The organism is Kitasatospora sp. NPDC049285 (assembly GCF_040678815.1).
In the GTDB taxonomy this organism is placed as follows: domain Bacteria; phylum Actinomycetota; class Actinomycetes; order Streptomycetales; family Streptomycetaceae; genus Kitasatospora.
The window spans coordinates 235,088-247,757 of record NZ_JBFAQR010000002.1 but is presented as its reverse complement, the minus strand read 5'-3'; the positions used below and the strand labels follow the sequence as shown (position 1 = coordinate 247,757).

Sequence of the window (12,670 nt, the reverse complement as noted above, 5' to 3'; positions counted from 1 at the left end):
GGGGTCTCGCTCATCTCAGGGCTTCCACTCGACGGGCAGGTTCGGCGCCTCGCTTCCGCTCGGCGGGACCTGGAGGGTCTTCAGGGCGAACTCCATCACCTGCTTGAAGACGGGCCCGCACAGCTGCCCGCCGAAGTGCCCGTTGACCGGGTCCTGGATGACGCACGAGACGGTCACCCGGGGCTGGTCGGCGGGCGCGAAGCCGATGAAGGAGGCGGTGTACCCGGAGTACTTGCCGGTCTTCGGGTCCACCCGGTTGGCGGTGCCGGTCTTGCCGGCCACCCGGTAGCCCGGGATCTGCGCCTTGTTGCCGGTGCCCTGCTCGTCGGTGACGACGGACTCCAGCATCTCGGTCAGCGTCCTGGCGGTCTGCTGCGTCACCACCCTGGTCTGCGCGCCCGCCGGGGCGGGGCTGAACCGGCCGTCCGGCCCGGTGGTCCCGGCCAGCAGGCTCGGGGCCACCCGCACCCCGCCGTTGGCGATGGTGGAGAACACGGACGTGGCCTGCAGCGCGTTCACCGACAGGCCCTGGCCGAACGGGATGGTGTACTGCTGCGAGCCGCTCCAGTCCTCCGGCTTGGCCAGGATGCCGCGGGTCTCGCCGGGGAAGCCGAGGCCGGTGGGCTTGCCGATGCCGAAGCGGTCCAGGTACCCGGCGAGCACCTTGTTGGCCGCCGGCTGGTTCGGCCCGAGGTGCTCGGCGGCCTCGATGGTGCCGATGTTGGAGGACTTGGCGAGCACGCCGGTCAGCGTCAGGTACCAGGTCTCGTGGTCGACGTCGTCGTGGAAGACCCGGTCGGCGCGCTGCAGCGTGTTCGGCACCGTGACGTGGGTGTCCGCGCTCGCCGCGCCGGTGTCCAGCACCGCGGCCATGGTCATCAACTTGGCGGTGGAGCCCGGCTCGTAGGCGTCCTGGACGGCCGCGTTGCCGAGCTGGTCGGCGCGGGCCGAGGAGAGGTCGTTGGGGTTGAAGCCGGGCGAGGTGGCCATCGCCAGCACCTGACCGGTCCTCACGTCCTGGACGATCACGTAGCCCTTCTCCGCGCCGGCGTTGGCCACCTGGTCGGTGATCGCCCGCTGGGCCGCCCACTGGATGTCCGGGTTGACGGTCAGGCGCAGGTCGGAGCCGGGCACCGGGTCCTGCCGGCTGCCGCCCGCGGTGGGCACCCGGCGGCCGCCCGCCGAGGCGTAGGTGGAGTGGCCCTCCTGCCCGGACAGCTGCTGCTGGTACTGCAGTTCCAGACCGCCGGTGCCCACGCCGTCGGCGTTGACGAAGCCGACCAGGTTGGCGGCCAGCCCCTCGGCCGGGTAGCTGCGCCGGGTGGACTGGTCCCAGAACACCCCGGCCAGCGGGGTGGCGCAGGACGGGTCCAGGAACTGCCGGCCGCCCTTGTCGGCGGGCTTGCCGAGCAGCAGCCGCTGGCCGCGGCAGGTCGCGGTGTCGGACTGCTTGAGCAGCGTCGCCTTCAGGTCGCTGATCTGGTTCTTGGCCGCCGGGCTCTGCCGGGCCGTCAGCAGCGCGTACTGGCTCTTCGGGTTCTTGGGGTTGAGGTGCAGCGCGGCGGCCAGCTTCTCCTTCGGCTGGTTCAGGATCGGCGCGAGCAGCGCGGCGGCCTGCTCGGGCGCGTCCGGCAGGTGGCTGGCCTCGGGGGTGAACATGGTCGGGTCGGCGGTGATGTCGTACGCGTCGACGCTGGCGGCGAGCACCGTGCCGTCGGCGGCGGTGATCGAGCCGCGCTCGGCGGGCAGCGTGACCCGGACGTACTTGTTGGCGCCCGCGGCGGCGGCCAGCGCGTCGGAGTCCAGCAGCTGCAGCTGCACCAGCCGCCCGGCGAAGATCGCGAAGACCAGCAGCAGACAGACCGTCACCAGCCGCAGCCGGCGCCGGGAGTCGGCCAGCCGGATGGTCTTCGGGCCGCTCGCCGGTCGGCGGGCGGGTGCGGGCCGCCGGCCCGGGCGGGCGTCCGGCCGGGGCCGGCCGGAGGGGCGCGGCCGGGCCGGGCGCGGCGGGCCGTCGGCGGAGCGGCGCGGCTCGCCGACCCGGCGGCGCGCGTCCGGGCGACCGGACGGGGAGCGGCGGGGACGGGGGGCGTCGGCGGGCGGGCGGGTCATCGCGCCGCCCCGGGCGACGGGCTGCCCGACGGCGAACCGAACGGGCTGCCGGACGCGACGGCGGGCGGCGCCGGGGCGAGTTCGACGCCCGGGTCGGCGGGTGTGGCGCCCGGCGCGGGCGAGGCGCCGGGCCGCTGCCAGGGCTCGTTGCCGGAGCGCGGCACCGGCGGGCTGTCCTCGGCGGCCTTGGCCTTGCCGTCGACCTTGCCGTCGGGGGCGAGGAAGGCCGGGTCGCCGCCGGGGACCATGCCGAGTTCACGGGCCTTGCGCTCCAGCGCGTCGGGCGCGGACTGCTGGTAGATCTGCTGCTGCAGGGTCTGCTGCTGGTCGGTGGCCTCGGTGGTCTGCTTCTTCAGCCTGGCGAGGGTGAACGAGCCTTCGTTGAGCGCGGTGTTGAGCATCAGCAGGCCGACCAGCCCGCCCGAGAGCAGCGCCACCACCAGCACCGCGAACGGGGTGCGACCCCGCATCGAGCGCGCCCCGGGACGGACGGTGATCCGTGCCCTGCCCCCCTGCCCGGGGAGGCTCCCCCGGGTCCGCTCGCCGGCCACCGGCACCGCTCCACTCCCCTTCACTCCGCGTCTCCCCCGGCGGCTGGCTACCTCCGGGTCTCCCTGATCCTCTCCGCCACGCGCAGCCGTACGGGCGCGGCGCGCCGGTTCTCCTCGATCTCCTCCTCGGTGGCCAGTTCGGCACCGCGGGTGAGCAGCTTCAGCCAGGGCTGGTGCTCCTCGGGGATCACCGGCAGGCCCGGCGGGGCGGTCGAGGTGGCGCCGGCCTGGAGGTACTGCTTGACCAGCCGGTCCTCCAGCGACTGATAGGACATCACGACGATCCGGCCGCCCATCGCGAGGGTGCCCAGCGCGCCGGGAATGGCCCGGTCCAGCACCTCCAGCTCGCCGTTGACCTCGATCCGCAGCGCCTGGAAGGTCCGCTTGGCAGGGTTGCCGCCGGTGCGCCGGGTCGCCGCCGGGATGGCGTTGCGCACCAACTCGACCAGACGCGCGCTGGTGGTGAACGGTTCCCGCTCGCGTTCCCGGAGGATCGCCGAGGCGATCTTCCCGGCGAACCGCTCCTCGCCGTAGAACTTCAGGATCCGGGCCAGCTCGCCGTGGCTGTAGGTGTTGAGCACCTCGGCGGCGGAGATCCCGCGGGTCTGGTCCATCCGCATGTCCAGCGGCGCGTCCTGGGCGTAGGCGAAGCCGCGGTCGGCCTCGTCCAACTGCATCGAGGAGACGCCGAGGTCGAACAGCACGCCGTGCACCTCGGGGATTCCCAACTCGTCGAGCACCCGCGGGATCTCGTCGTAGACGGCGTGCACCAGGGTGGCCCGGTCGCCGAACCGGGCGAGCCGCTCGGCGGAGAGCTTCAGCGCCTGCGGGTCGCGGTCCACGGCGATCAGCCGGACCTCGGGGAAGCGGGTCAGCAGCGCCTCGCTGTGGCCGCCGAGGCCGAGGGTGGCGTCCACCACCACCGCGCCGGGGGCGGAGATCGCCGGAGCCAGCGCGTCCAGGCAGCGCTCCAGCATCACCGGGACGTGCCGGGGGGCCGGGCTGTCGGTACTCATACGGGGGTGGGGCCCTTCTAGCGGTGCGGTGTGGCCGGGCCATTCTCCCGCACCCGGGCGGTCCGGCCGCACGCCGCCCGTGGTCCCCGCCCGCTCGCCTGGGGAAGGAGCGACCGCCCGGCACCGGGGAAGGTGCGCCAGGTGGTCACGGAGCGGGTGGAGGCCGCGAGGTGCGTACGGGCCGGACCGGCCCGCCGCGGAGCCCGGCGCCCGCCCGCGTGAGCGGTGCCGTCCGCCGTGCTCCACTGCGCCGCCAGCCTATCGCCCACGCCCCGCCAGTCAACGTTCCGCGAGGGGGCACCACCCGGGCGGAGGTATCGGTTCCCGCAGGTCGGGCCCATGATCGCGGTGCCGGCCCGGGCGGGGCGCAGCGGACCGGGCGCGCCGGACGAACCGGGGCGAAGCGGACCGATGCGGCGGGCCCGGTCCGGCGGTGGGGTGCGTCACAGCCGCGCGCGGACCCGTCCCCCGCGGCGGCGCCGCCCGATACCGTCGACGCCATGCCTTCGACCGAGGACCAGCAGCCGGCCGCCGCGACCGTCACCGACCGGTTCGTCGTCGCCAACCGGACCTACGCCGAGACCTTCCAGGACCGCGGCATGGACGCCCGGCCCGTCCAGCACGTCGCCGTGGTCGCCTGCATGGACGCCCGGCTCGACCTGTTCGCCGCGCTCGGCCTGGAGCTCGGCGACGCCCACATCATCCGCAACGCCGGCGGCGTGGTCACCGACGACACGATCCGCTCGCTGACCATCAGTCAGCGCGCCCTCGGCACCCGCTCGGTGGTGCTGATCCACCACACCGGCTGCGGCCTGCTCGGCCTCACCGAGGACTTCCGCCGCGAGCTGGAGCTGGAGGTCGGCCAGCGCCCGCAGTGGGCGGTGGAGTCCTTCGTCGACCTGGACGGCGACGTCCGCCAGTCCATGCAGCGGGTACGCACCTCGCCGTTCCTGCCGCACACCGACGACGTACGGGGCTTCGTCTTCGACGTCCACACCGGACTACTGCGCGAGATCGACTGAGGCGAACGGCCGGCCCCACAAACCGGGACACCCTACGCGTGTCGCCCGGCCGGGTGACTTCCGGCCGTCCGACAGGGAAGAATGCGCCAGGTATTCGGGGTGGGCCGGGCTCGAACCAGCCGCCCGGCGGAAGAGCACGTGGGAGCGAACGGGTGACGACCATCAACGGGCAGGGCTCGGAACAGGCACAGCCGGGCCGCTACGAGCGCCGCGAGGCGACCGGACTGGCGGAGCTGACGGCGGTCGCGGACCGGGTCCGGGCGTCCGTCGAGAGCGTGATCGAGGGGAAGCCGGAGGCCGTCCGGATCGCGCTGACGGTGCTGCTCGCCGAGGGCCACCTGCTGCTGGAGGACGTGCCGGGCGTCGGCAAGACCATGCTGGCCAAGGCACTGGCCCGGTCGGTCGACTGCACGGTCCGCCGGATCCAGTTCACCCCGGACCTGCTGCCCTCCGACGTCACCGGCACCAACGTCTTCGACCAGCACCAGCGGGACTTCGAGTTCCGGCCCGGCGCGATCTTCGCGCAGATCGTGGTCGGCGACGAGATCAACCGGGCCTCGCCGAAGACCCAGTCCGCGCTGCTGGAGTCGATGGAGGAGCGCCAGGTCACCATCGACGGCACCACCCACGAACTGCCCTCGCCGTTCATGGTCATCGCCACCCAGAACCCGGTCGAGATGGAGGGCACCTACGCCCTGCCGGAGGCCCAGCGGGACCGCTTCATGGCCCGCGTCTCGATCGGCTACCCCAGCGCCGACGCCGAGTTCGCCATGCTCGACCTGCACTCGGCCGCCAACCCGCTGGACGACCTGCAGCCGGTCGCGCATGCCGCCGACCTGCTCAAGCTGATCGACCTGGTGAAGACCGTCTACGTCTCCGACCCGGTCCGCCGCTACGCCGTCGACCTGGTCGCCGCCACCCGCACCTCCCCCGAGCTGCGGCTCGGCGCCTCCCCCCGGGCCACCCTGCACCTGGTCCGCGCGGCCCGCGCGCACGCCGCCCTGGAGGGCCGCGACTACGTGCTGCCGGACGACATCCAGACCCTCGCCGTCCCGGTGCTCGCCCACCGTCTGCTGCCCACCTCGGAGACCCAGCTGAGCCGCCGCACCGCCGAGCAGGTCGTGCTCGACCTGGTGGCCCGACTGCCGATCCCGCGTCCGCAGGGCCGCTGAGATGGCGCGGGACGACCGCCCCTCCGGACTGCGCTCGGCCCTGCGCGGGCTGACCACCCGCGGCCGCTCCTTCCTGGCGGCCGGCCTGACCGCGGCGCTCTGCGCCTACCTGTTCGGCCAGGACGCGCTGTTCCAGGTCGGCGTGCTGATGGCCGCGCTGCCGCTGGCCGCCTCCCTGCTGCTGGTGCGCACCCGCTACCGGGTCGCCTCCGGCCGCCGGCTCAGCCCGCAGCGCGCCGCGGCCGGCCAGGAGGCCCGGGTCCACCTGCGCCTGGACAACGTCTCCCGGGTGCCCACCGGCCTGCTGCTGCTGGAGGACAAGGTCCCGTACGTGCTCGGGCCGCGCCCGCGCTTCGTCCTCGACCGGGTCGAGCCCAGGGGCTTCCGCGAGGTCTCCTACCGGGTCCGCTCCGACCTGCGCGGCCGCTACCCGCTCGGCCCGCTCCAGCTGCGGCTGTCCGACCCGTTCGGGATGTGCGAGCTGACCCGCTCGTTCACCGCCGCCGACACCCTCACCGTGGTCCCGCAGGTCCAGGACCTGCCGCCGGTGCGGCTGCCCGGCCAGTCCGCCGGGCAGGGCGACTCCAACAAGCACACCCTGGCGCTGGCCGGCGACGACGACGTGATCCCCCGCGAGTACCGGCACGGCGACGACCTGCGCCGGGTGCACTGGAAGTCCACCGCCCGCTACGGCGAACTGATGGTCCGTCGGGAGGAACAGCCGCTCCGGGCCCGCGCCACCGTGCTGCTGGACACCCGGGAGACCGCGCACCGCGGCTCCGGTCCGGCCTCCTCCTTCGAGTGGGCGGTCTCCTGCGCCGCCTCGGTCGCCGTCCACCTGGTGCAGCGCGGCTACCGGACCCGGCTGCTCACCGACACCGGCCGGTCCGTCCCCGAGCACGGCAGCACCGGCATCGGCACCGCCGCGGAGTCCGTCGGCGTACTGCTGGACGCCCTCGCCGTGGTCGAGCACTCCGACGGCGGCACGCTGGCCCGCGCCGAGGAGGTGATGCGGCTCGGCGGCGAGGGCCTGCTGGTCGCCGTGGTCGGCGACCTCGACGAGGAGCAGACCGAACGCCTGGCCCGGCTGCGCCGCCGCACCGGCGGCGCCATCGTCCTGCTGCTGGACACCGGCACCTGGGCGGGCCTGCGCCACCTCTTCCCGGACGCCTCCGACGAGCCGTCCGACAGCCGGATCGACCGGCTGCGCACGGCCGGCTGGACCGTCCTGCCGGTCCGGGCCGGCGACTCGCTGCCCGCGCTGTGGCGCGCCGCGGACCGCACCCAGAACTCCCTTCCCTACCGAGACGAGGTCGGCGCGTGACCACCCGGGCCAAGTTGACGCTCTGCGCGGCGCTGGCCACCGCCCTGGCGGCGCTGTGCCTGTCCCCGCTGTTCCACGACTCCTTCGGCCTGGCCCCGCACGGCGTGCTGATGATCATCGTCGCCGCGGCCGCCGGCTCCGGCCTGCGCGCCCTGCCGGTGCCGCGCGCCCTGGTGGTGCCGCTGCAGCTGCTGGTCGTCCTCTACGCGCTGATGCTGACCACCGTGCAGTCCACGATGACGCTCGGCCTGCTGCCCGGCCCGGGCGCCCTGGACGCGCTGGCCGCCCGGCTCTCCTCGGCCGGCAGCGACCTCCAGGAGTACGCCATCCCGGCCCCCACCACCGACGGCCTGCGGCTGCTGGTGGTCGGCGCGGTCGCCCTGGTCGCCGTCCTGGTCGACGCGCTCGCCGTCACCTACCGCCGGGCCGCCGCCGCGGGCCTGCCGCTGCTCGCCCTGTACTCGGTCGGCACCGGCCTGGCCGGGAACATCGGCGGCACCTGGCTGTGGTTCCTGGCCGCCGCCGCGGGCTTCCTGCTGCTGCTCTACACCGAGGGCCAGGACCGGCTCTCCCGCTGGGGCCGGGTCTTCCACGGCTCCGGCCGCTCCGCCGTCGCGGTCTCCAACGGCGGCCGCCGGGTCGGCCTGATCGCGCTGACCGCCGCCATCCTGCTGCCCGCCTTCGTCCCCGCCGCCGGCGGCGGCCTCTTCGGCGACCTCGGCAGCGGTTCGGGCACCGGCACCGGAACCGGCTCCGGCCGCGGCGACGAACGCTCCCTCAACCTGGTCGTCGCGCTCACCGCCAACCTGCGCAGCAACGACGACGCCGAACTGCTCCGCTTCTCCACCGACGCCCCCGACGTCGACCAGCTCTACCTGCGGGTCGCCGCGCTCAGCGAGTTCGACGGCGAGGAGTGGAAGGTCGGCGGCCAGTCCCTGGAACAGCTGCCCACCACGCTGCCCCGCCCCGAGGGCCTGCTCCCCACCGTCACCACCGGCTCGGTCCGCACCACCGTCGCGGTCTCCGACCGCCTCGGCACCACCTGGCTGCCGATGCCGTACCCCGCCAGCTGGGTCGAGCTGCCCTCCACCGCCAACTGGCGCTTCGACCGCACCGGCCGCACCCTCAGCGCGGTCGCCGGCCAGAAGACCAACGGCCTCTCCTACTCGGTCGGCTCGCTCACCCTCACCCCCACCGCCCAGCAGCTGCGCGGCGCCGGCCAGGCCCCGCTGGAGATCACCAGCCGCTACCTCGGCCTGCCGCCCAACCTCCCCCAGGTGGTCGCCGACACCGCCCGCGACGTCACCAAGGGCAAGACCAACCCGTACGACCAGGCCGTGGCGCTCCAGCAGTACTTCACCAACGGCCAGTTCACCTACAACACCAAGATCGAACCGCGCACCGGCCCGGACGCCATCGCCAAGTTCCTCCAGGACAAGGAGGGCTTCTGCGTCCACTTCGCCGCCACCATGGCCGCGATGGCCCGCTCGCTGAACATCCCCTCCCGGGTCGCCATCGGTTTCACCCCCGGCACCGGCGACTCCGGCAACCGGGTCGTGCGCAGCTCCAACTACCACGCCTGGCCCGAGCTGTACTTCTCCGGCCTGGGCTGGATGCGCTTCGAACCCACCCCCAACCGCGGCAGCGTCCCGCTGTACACCGTCCAGCAGGCCACCGCCGCGCCCACCGCCTCCGCCCAGCCGTCCACCGCCGCGCCCACCGACCAGCCGACCGCGGGCCCGTCCGCCGGCAGCAGCTGCCCCCCGCAGCAGCACAAGGTCGGCGACTGCGCCGACGAGTCCGCGGCCGTCGTCCACCGCGACGACACCGCCTGGTGGCAGTCCTGGCCGGTCCTGCTCGTCCTGGCCGGTCTGCTGGTGGTGCTGGTCCTGCTCGCCACCCCGATGCTCTGGCGCACCCGCCTGCGCCGCCGACGGCTCCCCGCCGCCCCGCAGCTCAGCGACGCCCAGGTGCTCGCCGCCTGGGCCGAACTCCTCGACTCCGCCTGGGACCTGGGCCTGCCCCCGGACGACGCCAGCACCCCCCGCCACACCGCCCGCCGCCTCACCGAGGACGCCCGGCTCACCCCCGACGCCGCGGCCGCCGCCGGCCGGGTCGCGCTCGCCACCGAACGCGTCATGTACGCCCGCGAGACCGTCGCCCCGCCGGACCTCACCACCGACGTCCGCACCGCCAGCGACGGCCTGCGCACCCACGCCACCCGCCGCCGGCGCCTGCGCGCCCTCCTCCTCCCCCCGTCCGCGATCCGCCTCTGGTGGCACACCGCCGACACCGCCGCCACCACCCGCGACCGCCTCGCAGCCACGAAGGAGAAGGCCCTCCGCCCCCTGCGCCGCAAGCCGAAGGAGTAGCGCCGACCGCACAACGAGATCCGCCCGCGGAGAGAAGCACTCTCCACGGGCGGATCACCAGGCGTTACGGCTAAAGCCCCTGCTGCTCATCGCGGCGCCGCTGCCACCGCTGCTCCATCCGGTCCATCACATTGGCCTTCCGGCGAGGCGCCGACGCCTGCCGAGAACCGCCGTGACCAGCCGGGCCACGTCGCCACGCGGTGACCGCGAGGACCGCGCAACCCAGCATCACCAGGAACCCGACCACGCTTACCCAGATGAGCTGGGCGACCATGCCGCCCATGAGAAGCGCGATGCCCGCCACGAATCCCGCCACGGCCAGGTAGACCCGCCGACGGGTGTAGGTGCGCAGGCCGGTTCCCTCAAGCGCTGACGCGAACTTGGGATCTTCGGCGTACAGCGCTCGCTCCATCTGCTCGAGCAGTCGCTGCTCGTGCTCCGAGAGCGGCACGGAGTCCTCCTACTCGTCGGTCGCGGGGCGACCGGTCCGCCACCCCTGGCTCGGCCCTGTGTGGTCCATATGCCCCATGGGTCCAGCCGTCATGCTTACCGGCTTTACCCAGATCATACGGTCCACGGACGGAGTTCGGCGTGGTCAATCAGGCGTGGCTCGGGCCACCACGGCGGACGGCCCGCCGTGTCAACGAGCGGACCGTCGCCATAGTGCCCTCACCGAAGGTTCACACGGCCTCGGCAAGCAGGTGGAGCTGCGTGGCCACGGCGTGGAAGGCGGGCTGCTCGGCGGCGGCGAGTTCGAGCTTCAGCAGGGCGTCCAGCGCGCCGGGCTCGGTGTCGACCAGGACGCCGGGCACCAGGTCGGCGAAGACCCGTACGCCGTGCACGGAGGAGACCCGGAGGCCGGCCGCGCTGGCCAGGGCGTCGAGTTCCTCGCCGGTGAAGCGGCGCGGCATCGGGTCGCCGGCGCCCCAGCGGCCGTCGGGGGCGTCGAGGACGGTGCGGGCCTCGGCGAAGTGGCCGGCCAGCGCGCGGGCCAGGACGGCGCCGTTGCGGTTGGCGGCGAGCAGGCTGACCAGGCCGCCCTTGGCGAGGGCCGCGACCAGGTTGCGGAGGGCGTCGGCCGGGTCGTCGACGACCTCCAGCACGCCGTGGCAGAGCACGGCGTCGACCGAGCCGGCCGGGACCAGCTCGGGGAGGGTCTGGGTGTCGCCCTGGACGGCGCGGACCAGGTCGGTGACCCCGGCCTCGGCGGCCCGCCGCTCCAGGGCGAACAGGGCGTCGGGGCTGGGGTCGACCACGGTGACGCGGTGGCCGAGCCGGGCCACGGGCACGGCGAAGTTGCCGGTGCCGCCGCCGGTGTCGACGACCTCCAGCACCGGCCGTCCGAGCTCGGCGGAGCGCCGCTCCAGGGCCGCCCGCACCACCTCCCACACCACGGCGGTACGCAACGCACTGCGGGGACGAGTCGGATACAAGGCGGCACCCCTCTTGGCAGGAGACTTCCAGGGCCTGGAAACCCCACCACCATATCCGTCGCCCGTGGCCCCTCCGGAGCGGCGCAGCGCCGGTTCAGGGGTGCAGGGCGAGCATCCGTTCGACGATCCGGAGGTAGAGCGCGGTGTTGCGGATCAGGTCGTCCGCGTCGCGGGCGGTGGCGGCGCCGGTGATGCCCGCTTCGGCGGCCGCGCGGGTGCGGGCGCCAGCCGCGAAGTAGGCGGCCCACTCGGCGAGTTCGGGGGCGACTTCGGGGAGCAGCTCCCAGGCCGAGCGGATCGCCTGGCGGCGCCGCGGGTTGCGCTCGGGGCGGCCGCGGACGGCGAGCACGGCGGCGGTGGTGCGCAGGGCCGCGAGGTGGGCGGTGGCGTAGCGCTCCAGCGGGTCCTGCCGGCCGCGGGCGTGCACCAGGGTGCGGTGGGCGTGGCGCAGCAGTTCGAGCGCGGCCGGTGGGGCGGTGACCCGCCGCAGTACCGGGTGGACGTCGGCTCCCCGGGCGGCGGGCAGCGTGGGTTGATCGACGGCGGGTCGGGCGACAGGCTCAGGACGACTGATGGTCATGGGTCTCCCCCGTTCTCTCCGGACCTCGTGCCGGACCGGGCGGCCCGCGCATGCATCCATCGTGAACGGAGGCACTGACAACGTCCGGGCGGTGCGTTCCCGGACCGTCGTCCCTCCCCGTCCCCACGGCCGGTCCCCCCCCGGGTGGGCGGGCTCCGCCGCCCCGTGTCGGCGGTGCCCGGCCCCCGTTTCCGGCCGTTGGTCGCGCCCCTGACCGTGGTGTAGGCCACCGATCCCCCACTGGCGGTGACCGGCCCGGGGCGCTCCGGGCGGGCAGTGCCCTGCGGCCGCCGTCCCGGTGGGCATTACTGTGCCGTCCGGCCACCGCCGGCGGGAATCCGTCGGGCTACTCATCCGGCGATCTGAGTACGGATACTCAGGCCCCCCGTCCGTCGGCGGGGGCCGGTACGGTGTGCGGGCGGGCGACTCGTCCGAGGGGCGGGCGGGCGCGGAGGGGGGCCTGGGGTGAACGTCATCCCGCTGATCTTCACCAGCGGCTGGGCGAGCGGCGTCAACGCGTACGCCGTGGTGCTGCTGCTGGGCCTGTTCGGCCGGTTCGGCGGCGTCGACTCGGTGCCGCCGGTGCTGGAGCGCACGGACGTGCTGGTCGCGGCCGCGGCGCTGTTCCTGTGCGAGGCGGTGCTGGACAAGATCCCGTACGTGGACAGCCTGTGGGACGTGGTGCACACGGTGGTCCGGCCGATCGCGGGCGCCACGGTGGGCGCGCTGCTGGCGGCGCACGACCCGGGGTCGCTGGGCGAGGTGGCGGCGGGCGCGGTGGGCGGCACCACGGCACTGGCCAGCCACGGCGTCAAGGCCGGTCTGCGGATGGCGGTGAACACCTCCCCCGAGCCCGCCTCCAACATCGTGGTGAGCCTGGCGGAGGACCTCTCCGTGGCCGGCCTGATCTCGCTGGCGATCTTCCACCCCTGGCTGGCGGCCACCATCAGCTCGGTGCTGCTGGCGCTCGGCCTGCTGCTCGTCTGGTTCGCGGTCTCCCGGATCCGCCGGTTCCTCCAGCGCCGCCGCGAGCGCCGTGCGGCGCGGGCCGCGACGACCTGACGCCGGGCACCGCGGGAGCTCCGCCT

11 protein-coding genes are annotated in these 12,670 nt (G+C 74.5%); 5 read left to right on the top strand and 6 right to left on the bottom strand.

Features of this window, described 5'->3' with window-relative positions:
- Nucleotides 1-15 precede the first annotated feature (15 nt).
- The 3 genes from AB0K51_RS02905 to rsmH all read right to left on the bottom strand — a co-directional run bounded on the left by AB0K51_RS02905 (nucleotide 16) and on the right by rsmH (nucleotide 3,679).
- Complete coding sequence (locus AB0K51_RS02905) at nucleotides 16-2,112, bottom strand: penicillin-binding protein 2 (RefSeq protein ID WP_363449782.1); 2,097 nt, start codon at nucleotides 2,110-2,112, stop codon at nucleotides 16-18.
- Nucleotides 2,109-2,582, bottom strand: a complete 474-nt coding sequence (locus AB0K51_RS02900; RefSeq protein WP_363449780.1) for a cell division protein FtsL — start codon at nucleotides 2,580-2,582, stop codon at nucleotides 2,109-2,111. Before AB0K51_RS02900 ends, AB0K51_RS02905 begins: the two co-directional genes overlap by 4 nt.
- A gap of 128 nt (nucleotides 2,583-2,710) precedes the next feature.
- On the bottom strand, nucleotides 2,711-3,679 hold the full coding sequence (gene rsmH, locus AB0K51_RS02895) for a 16S rRNA (cytosine(1402)-N(4))-methyltransferase RsmH (RefSeq protein WP_363449778.1): 969 nt from the start codon (nucleotides 3,677-3,679) through the stop codon (nucleotides 2,711-2,713).
- Between the two features lie 500 nt (nucleotides 3,680-4,179).
- Between rsmH and AB0K51_RS02890 the strand changes: the two genes are divergently transcribed.
- The 4 genes from AB0K51_RS02890 to AB0K51_RS02875 all read left to right on the top strand — a co-directional run bounded on the left by AB0K51_RS02890 (nucleotide 4,180) and on the right by AB0K51_RS02875 (nucleotide 9,569).
- Complete coding sequence (locus AB0K51_RS02890) at nucleotides 4,180-4,701, top strand: carbonic anhydrase (protein ID WP_363449776.1); 522 nt, start codon at nucleotides 4,180-4,182, stop codon at nucleotides 4,699-4,701.
- Between the two features lie 224 nt (nucleotides 4,702-4,925).
- Nucleotides 4,926-5,873 carry a MoxR family ATPase gene (locus tag AB0K51_RS02885; RefSeq protein WP_363449838.1) on the top strand — a complete coding sequence of 316 codons (948 nt, stop codon included), beginning with the start codon at nucleotides 4,926-4,928 and terminating at the stop codon, nucleotides 5,871-5,873.
- 1 nt (nucleotide 5,874) lies between these two features.
- On the top strand, nucleotides 5,875-7,197 hold the full coding sequence (locus AB0K51_RS02880; protein ID WP_363449774.1) for a DUF58 domain-containing protein: 1,323 nt from the start codon (nucleotides 5,875-5,877) through the stop codon (nucleotides 7,195-7,197).
- A complete protein-coding gene (locus AB0K51_RS02875) occupies nucleotides 7,194-9,569 on the top strand; it encodes a DUF3488 and transglutaminase-like domain-containing protein (protein ID WP_363449772.1) in 2,376 nt (791 codons plus the stop codon). Before AB0K51_RS02880 ends, AB0K51_RS02875 begins: the two co-directional genes overlap by 4 nt.
- Nucleotides 9,570-9,639: 70 nt before the next feature.
- Here the strand turns inward: AB0K51_RS02875 and AB0K51_RS02870 are convergent, their stop codons facing one another.
- The 3 genes from AB0K51_RS02870 to AB0K51_RS02860 form a co-directional block, all read right to left on the bottom strand.
- On the bottom strand, nucleotides 9,640-10,020 hold the full coding sequence (locus AB0K51_RS02870; protein WP_363449770.1) for a DUF3040 domain-containing protein: 381 nt from the start codon (nucleotides 10,018-10,020) through the stop codon (nucleotides 9,640-9,642).
- A gap of 229 nt (nucleotides 10,021-10,249) precedes the next feature.
- Nucleotides 10,250-11,002: a methyltransferase domain-containing protein gene (locus AB0K51_RS02865; protein ID WP_363449768.1), complete on the bottom strand. Its 753-nt coding sequence runs from the start codon at nucleotides 11,000-11,002 to the stop codon at nucleotides 10,250-10,252.
- 94 nt (nucleotides 11,003-11,096) lie between these two features.
- A complete protein-coding gene (locus AB0K51_RS02860; protein WP_363449766.1) occupies nucleotides 11,097-11,582 on the bottom strand; it encodes an SAV_6107 family HEPN domain-containing protein in 486 nt (161 codons plus the stop codon).
- A 465-nt stretch (nucleotides 11,583-12,047) separates the two neighbouring features.
- Between AB0K51_RS02860 and AB0K51_RS02855 the strand changes: the two genes are divergently transcribed.
- Nucleotides 12,048-12,644: a DUF4126 domain-containing protein gene (locus tag AB0K51_RS02855; protein ID WP_363449764.1), complete on the top strand. Its 597-nt coding sequence runs from the start codon at nucleotides 12,048-12,050 to the stop codon at nucleotides 12,642-12,644.
- The last annotated feature ends 26 nt before the right edge of the window (nucleotides 12,645-12,670 follow it).

What these genes read in the sequence shown, in the direction of transcription:
- AB0K51_RS02900 (WP_363449780.1), bottom strand. Translation starts at nt 2,582, where the DNA reads ATGCGGGGTCGCACCCCGTTCGCGGTGCTGGTGGTGGCGCTGCTCTCG.
- AB0K51_RS02860 (WP_363449766.1), bottom strand. Translation starts at nt 11,582, where the DNA reads ATGACCATCAGTCGTCCTGAGCCTGTCGCCCGACCCGCCGTCGATCAA.
- rsmH (WP_363449778.1), bottom strand. Translation starts at nt 3,679, where the DNA reads ATGAGTACCGACAGCCCGGCCCCCCGGCACGTCCCGGTGATGCTGGAG.
- AB0K51_RS02880 (WP_363449774.1), top strand. Translation starts at nt 5,875, where the DNA reads ATGGCGCGGGACGACCGCCCCTCCGGACTGCGCTCGGCCCTGCGCGGG.
- AB0K51_RS02890 (WP_363449776.1), top strand. Translation starts at nt 4,180, where the DNA reads ATGCCTTCGACCGAGGACCAGCAGCCGGCCGCCGCGACCGTCACCGAC.
- AB0K51_RS02905 (WP_363449782.1), bottom strand. Translation starts at nt 2,112, where the DNA reads ATGACCCGCCCGCCCGCCGACGCCCCCCGTCCCCGCCGCTCCCCGTCC.